Source organism: Streptomyces sp. ICN903 (assembly GCF_022015835.1).
GTDB classification, from domain to species: Bacteria; Actinomycetota; Actinomycetes; order Streptomycetales; family Streptomycetaceae; genus Streptomyces; species Streptomyces fenghuangensis.
The window spans coordinates 1-5,757 of record NZ_JAKMAY010000336.1 but is presented as its reverse complement, the minus strand read 5'-3'; the positions used below and the strand labels follow the sequence as shown (position 1 = coordinate 5,757).

Sequence of the window (5,757 nt, the reverse complement as noted above, 5' to 3'; positions counted from 1 at the left end):
CCGGGGAGGGTCCGGGGCCTCGGGCCGGGCGGTACCGGCGGCCGTGTGCGCGGGGCCGTGTGCGCGGGGGCCCTCCGGGCTCCGCGCGGCTCTGTGCGGCCCTGCGGGGACGTGCTGTTCCTTCTGTTCCGTGGGGTCCTGCGGTCTTCGTTCCGCCCGTATCCCGGCGCCTGCTTGCCGAAGCGCCGGACGCGCGGCCGCCGCCTCAGCCCAGCAGGGAGGTCAGCCCGCGCTCCAGGTCCAGCTCCAGGTGCTCGGAGCCGTCCGGCACCACGCCGTACGTGCCGTGCAGGAAGTGCAGCAGGCCGGTGGTGTCGAACTCGATCACCGCGACCCCCTCGGGAGCACGCAGTTCGATGACCGTCCGCTCGGGCCGCTCGGGGCCGGAGGGCCGGATGTGCACGTCCCCGAGGCCCACCGCGGCCCGCAGCCCGTCCTCCAGCAGTTCGCGGGAGAACACCCAGACGACCTCCTGCCCGTCCAGGGAGACATCGGGTGGGAAGACCAGGCTGACGGCGAAGGGATCGTGGCGGTCGTAGCGCAGCCCGACGGTCACCTCGCGGGTGACCGAGGGGACGGTGATCAGACGTGCCTGGACGCTGTGGTCGACGACTGCGCGCATGGGGTTGCTCCTTTTCCGGGGGCCTTTTCTCCTACGACCCCGCCAGAGCGTTTTCATGACGGCATACCGCAGGTAATCGGTGTGAGTTGTGCAACAGTTTTGCGAAGATCCGACATTGATGCCGTCTTCCCCTGGATCGGGCAAGTATCCCGATCCACCGGCAACCGGGCGGGCCGGAAACGCTGGGTGCTCCCGCCTGTCGCACTGCGTCACATCTGCCCGCCGCACCCCTCCCGTATCCGTTCACCGGCGACTCGGGCGCTCTTGCGAAGAGGTCGCGGCCACTCCCCGCCATCGAGGTGTGGAGCCGCCCCGGCTCTCCGTGTCCCTCCGGTCACGGGGCCGCGGCAGCCGCGGAAGCCCGCCCGCGGAGCGAGGCGGTGGGGCGTGCCGGCCAGGACCGCCGGGGCGCTGTTCATCCGCGCCTACGAGCGCGGCGAGCGCGTCGCGCTGCTCGGACCCAACGGCGCCGGCGAGACCACCCTCGTGCTCCACCTCAACGGCATCCTCGCCGGCGGCGCGGGAAGCGCCACCGTGGCCGGACTGCGGGCGGACCCCTCGGACCGGGCCGTCCTGGCCGAGGTCCGCCGCCGCGTCGGCACCGTCTTCCAGGACCCCGGCGACCGGCTGTCCATGCCCGCCGTCCGCGAGGACGCCACCGTGCCCATGGCCACCCACGGCCTGCCCCACGCCCCGGGGCCGTGCCCCCGCTCGGTCGTCCTCGGCGAGGGCGTCCTCGGCGAGGGCGTCGTCGCCGCCGACGGCCCCACCCGGGACCTGCTGTGCGACGAGGCGCTGATGCGCGCCCACCGCCTGGAGCCGCCCTCCGGATCCGACCCCCGGTCGGTGTCGCCGCCTCGCGCGTAGCACCATGTACGACGGCACGCATCGGTGCACACATCGGCACACGCATCACCTTTTGACCGGCGGGAGCACGAAGACAGTGGTGGACGTCCAGGGCACGGTGGCGGACGGCTACGAGCCGGTCCGCGACGCCTTCCGCGCCAACCTGACCGAGCGCGGCGACCGGGGCGCGGCCGTGGCCGTCTACCGGGACGGGCACAAGGTGGCCGACCTGTGGGGCGGCCTGGCCGACCCCTACGGGCAGGAGCCCTGGACCGAGGACACCGCCCAGGTCGTCCGCTCGGTCACCAAGGGCCCGGCCGCCGCCGTCCTCCACCTGCTGCACCAGCGCGGACGCCTGGACCTGGACGCGCCGGTGGGCACCTACTGGCCGGAGTTCAAGGCGGCGGGCAAGGAACGCGTACCGGTGCGCCACCTGCTCACCCACCGCGCCGGACTGCCCGCCCTGGACACGCCCCTGAGCCCGGAGCAGGCGCTCGACGGCGTCTCCGGTCCGCGCGCCGTCGCCGCCCAGGAGCCCGCCTGGGAGCCGGGCACCGCCCACGGCTACCACGCGCAGACCTACAGCTGGCTGCTGGGCGAGCTGGTGCGGCGGGTCACCGGGCGGAGCCTGGGCCGCTGGTTCGCCGAGGAGGTGGCCGCACCGCTCGGTCTCGACCTGTGGATCGGACTGCCCGCCGACCAGGCGCACCGGGTGGGCCGGATCGCCGAGGTGGAGGCCCCGCCCGCGCCGGCCTCCGCCGGGCTGCGGGTGCGCCCCAAACGCGAGGTCGCCGACGCCTGGCGCGACCCGGACTCCCTCACCCGCCGCGCCTTCGGCGCCATCGACCCGCAGCCCGACGAGAACGACCCCGCCTACCGGGCCGCCGAGCTCGCCGCATCCTCCGGCGTGGCCACCGCCCGCTCCCTGGCCCGCTTCTACGCGGCGCTCATCGGCGACCTCGGCGACGGCACCCGCCGGCTGTACGCCCCCGCCACCCTCACCCAGGCGCGTACCGAGGAGTCGGCCGGGCCCGACCGCGTCCTGCTGGTCGCCACCCGCTTCGGCCTGGGCTACATGCTCCACGGGCCGTCCTCGCCGATGCTGGGCCCCGGCTCCTTCGGCCACTCCGGCCGCGGCGGTTCGCTGGCCTTCGCCGACCCCGAGACGGGACTGGCCTTCGCCTACGTCACCAACTCCCTCCAGAAGTCGGTCACCTCCGACCCGCGCGCCCAGGCCCTGGTGCGCGCGCTGCGGAAGGCCGCGGCGCACGGGGACAGGTGACCGGCCCGGCGCCTACGCTGGCCCGATGCAGCGGTTCGAGGAACGCCTGAAGGGCTACGCGGTACTGGTCACGGGCGCGGGGCGGGGCATCGGCGCGGCGGTCTGCCGGCGCCTGGCCGCCGAGGGCGCCCGGGTGCTGGCCACCGACATCGACGGCGAGAGCGCCGAACGCACGGCCCGGGAGGTGACCGAGGCGGGCGGGCAGGCCGGGCACACCGTCTGCGACGTGGGCGACGACGGCTCGGTGCGGGCGGCCGTCGCCCACGCGGTGGAGCGGTTCGGCGGCCTGGACGTCCTGGTCAACAACGCCTACGGAATCCATTCCGAGCCCCCGCTCTTCGAGGATCTGGCGGAGGAGGAGTGGCAGCGCGGCCTGGACCTCACCCTCACCGGCGCGTTCCGCTGCGTCCGCGCCGCCCTGCCCCACCTGGCCGCCGCCCCCGGCCGCCGCGGGGCCGTCGTCAGCGTCGGCTCCGTCAACGGAGAGCGCGACTTCGGCGGGCACGCCTACAGCGCCGCCAAGGCGGGGCTGGCCTCACTGACCCGCACCCTGGCCGGGCACGCCGCCCCCCGCGGCGTACGCGTCAACCTGGTCGCGCCGGGAACGGTCGCCACCCGGGCGTGGGAGGGCCGCGACGAGGTGCTGGAGCGCGCGGCCCGGGAGTACCCGCTGGGCCGGGTGGGCCGCCCCGAGGACATCGCGGCGGCCGTCGCCTTCCTCGCCTCGGCCGACGCGTCCTGGATCACCGGCCTGACCCTCCCCGTCGACGGCGGGCTGCTGGTCTCCAACCTCGGGCTGCGCCGCGCGCTCGGCGGGGAGGAGTCCGGCTGAGGGGGCGCGGACCCGTGGTGTTCCGGCCGCGTCGACGGAACGGAGTTTTCCGCTCCGCGCCCCCGGCCGCGGCGGCCGCCACATCGTCCCCACGGTCCGGCAGGCCTCGCACACGGACCAGTCGCACCATCTGTGCGGCGACGTCGACTTCCGCCGACCCCGATCCGCCGGTCCGCATCCCGGCGACATCGGTGGTGGCCCCGGCACTGCCGGCCCGGCAGGGCGGAGGCGCTCAAACGCCCTGCCGGGAGCGCGCGTCGCGGTACTCAGCCCGCCGGACGGACCACCGTGGCGCCCGGCGCCGGGCTCGTGGCGGTGTGGGCGGTGCGGCAGACGCCCGAGGCGCGCAGGGCGAAGGCGACGTCCGAGGCCGTCGCCGCGTCCTCGGCCAGGAAGGCGCAGGTCGGGCCGGAGCCGGAGACCAGAGCGGCCAGCGCGCCCGCCTGGGTGCCCACCGCCAGGGTGTCGTCCAGGGAAGGCAGCAGGGAGACGGCGGCGGGCTGGAGGTCGTTGGACAGATGCCCGGCCAGCGCGGCCGCGTCACCGGCGCGCAGCGCGGCCAGCAGTGCGGGGGACGCCTCGGGCGCGGGTACGGCGTCGGCGCCCGCGCCGCCGCCGCGTACCTCGCGCAGCCGGTCGCACTCGCGGTAGACGGCCGGGGTGGACAGCCCGCCCTCGGCGACGGCGAACACCCAGTGGAAGACGCCGCCCACCTCCAGCGGTGTCAGCAGCTCGCCCCGGCCCCGGCCCAGCGCCGCGCCGCCGACCAGGGAGAAGGGCACGTCCGAGCCCAACTCGGCACAGATCTCCAGTAGTTCCTCGCGCGAGGCGCCCGTGCCCCACAGCGCGTCGCAGGCCAGCAGCGCGCCCGCCGCGTCCGCGCTGCCGCCGGCCATGCCGCCGGCCACGGGGATCTCCTTGCCGATGTGCAGATGGACGTCCGGCACGAGGCCGTACCGCGCGGCGAGCGCGTCGGCGGCGCGGACGGCCAGGTTGGTGCGGTCCAGCGGCACCTGATCGGTGTCCGGCCCCGAGCAGGTCACGCGCGGACCCTCGCCGGGGGCCGTGGCGGTGGCGGTGATCTCGTCGTACAGGCCGACGGCCAGGAAGACGTTGGCCAGGTCGTGGAAGCCGTCCGGCCGCAGCCCGCCGACCGCGAGCTGCACGTTGACCTTGGCGGGTACGCGTACGGTGACCGGCGCGGCGGTACGGGCGGTGCCGGTGCCGGCCGTCTGTGCGGTGCTCATGCGCTGGTGGTGCCCTTCCGCTCCGCGATGGCCGCGAAGTCCTCGATCGTCAGTGACTCCCCCCGGGCGCGGGGGTCGATCCCCGCGGCCGTCAGCGCCGCCTCGGCCGCCGCGGCCGAGCCCGCCCAGCCCGCCAGCGCCGCGCGCAGCGTCTTGCGGCGCTGGGCGAAGGCGGCGTCCACCACGGCGAAGACCTCCCGCCGGCCGGCACTGGTGCGCGGCGGCTCGCGCCGGGTCAGCGACACCAGCCCGGAGTCCACGTTGGGCGCGGGCCAGAAGACGTTGCGCCCGATGGCCCCGGCCCGCCGCACCTCCGCGTACCAGGCGGCCTTCACCGACGGCACCCCGTAGACCTTGGAGCCCGGTTCGGCCGCGAGCCGGTCGGCGACCTCGGCCTGGACCATCACCAGACCGTGCCCGAGGGACGGGAACGTCGCCAGCATGTGCAGCAGGACGGGCACGGCGACGTTGTAGGGGAGGTTGGCGACCAGAGCGGTGGGCTCGGGGCCCGGCAGTTCGGTGACGCGCATCGCGTCGTGGTGGACGAGCGCGAAGCGGTCGGCCCGGCCGGGCAGCCGGGCGGAGACGGTCGCGGGCAGCGCCGCCGCCAGCACGTCGTCGATCTCCACCGCCGTCACCCAGGAGGCCTCCTGGAGCAGTGCCAGCGTCAGCGACCCCAGCCCCGGGCCGACCTCGACCACCACGTCCTCGGGCGTCACCCGCGCGGTCCGCACGATCCTGCGGACGGTGTTGGCGTCGATGACGAAGTTCTGGCCGCGCTGCTTGGTGGGGCGTACCCCCAGCGCGGCGGCCAGCTCGCGGACGTCGGCGGGGCCGAGGAGGGCGTCGGCGCCGGGAGCGGCACCGGCACTGGCGTCGGTGTCGGTGCCGGTGTCGGTATCGGCGTCGGGGGAGGGGGAAGGGGAGG

General features: G+C 75.9%; 6 protein-coding genes. 3 read left to right on the top strand and 3 right to left on the bottom strand.

Features of this window, described 5'->3' with window-relative positions; all coding sequences use genetic code 11:
• Positions 1-205 precede the first annotated feature (205 nt).
• On the bottom strand, positions 206-622 hold the full coding sequence (locus L7D48_RS24845) for an SsgA family sporulation/cell division regulator (RefSeq protein ID WP_206347044.1): 417 nt from the start codon (positions 620-622) through the stop codon (positions 206-208).
• Between the two features lie 387 nt (positions 623-1,009).
• On the opposite strand from L7D48_RS24845, the gene L7D48_RS24840 reads away from it, so the two are divergent.
• The 3 genes from L7D48_RS24840 to L7D48_RS24830 all read left to right on the top strand — a co-directional run bounded on the left by L7D48_RS24840 (position 1,010) and on the right by L7D48_RS24830 (position 3,582).
• The gene (locus tag L7D48_RS24840) at positions 1,010-1,489 is read left to right on the top strand and encodes an ATP-binding cassette domain-containing protein (protein WP_237882693.1); all 480 of its coding nucleotides are present in this window, start codon (positions 1,010-1,012) and stop codon (positions 1,487-1,489) included.
• 76 nt (positions 1,490-1,565) lie between these two features.
• Complete coding sequence (locus L7D48_RS24835) at positions 1,566-2,750, top strand: serine hydrolase domain-containing protein (RefSeq protein ID WP_237882691.1); 1,185 nt, start codon at positions 1,566-1,568, stop codon at positions 2,748-2,750.
• 25 nt (positions 2,751-2,775) lie between these two features.
• Positions 2,776-3,582 (top strand): SDR family NAD(P)-dependent oxidoreductase, encoded by an 807-nt coding sequence (locus tag L7D48_RS24830; RefSeq protein WP_237882689.1) that lies wholly within the window; start codon positions 2,776-2,778, stop codon positions 3,580-3,582.
• 266 nt (positions 3,583-3,848) lie between these two features.
• Here the strand turns inward: L7D48_RS24830 and L7D48_RS24825 are convergent, their stop codons facing one another.
• Positions 3,849-4,829 (bottom strand): 4-(cytidine 5'-diphospho)-2-C-methyl-D-erythritol kinase, encoded by a 981-nt coding sequence (locus L7D48_RS24825; protein ID WP_237882687.1) that lies wholly within the window; start codon positions 4,827-4,829, stop codon positions 3,849-3,851.
• Positions 4,826-5,644 carry a 16S rRNA (adenine(1518)-N(6)/adenine(1519)-N(6))-dimethyltransferase RsmA gene (rsmA, locus tag L7D48_RS24820; RefSeq protein WP_237882695.1) on the bottom strand — a complete coding sequence of 273 codons (819 nt, stop codon included), beginning with the start codon at positions 5,642-5,644 and terminating at the stop codon, positions 4,826-4,828. The genes L7D48_RS24825 and rsmA overlap by 4 nt, the downstream gene beginning before the upstream one ends.
• Between the last annotated feature and the right edge of the window lie 113 nt (positions 5,645-5,757).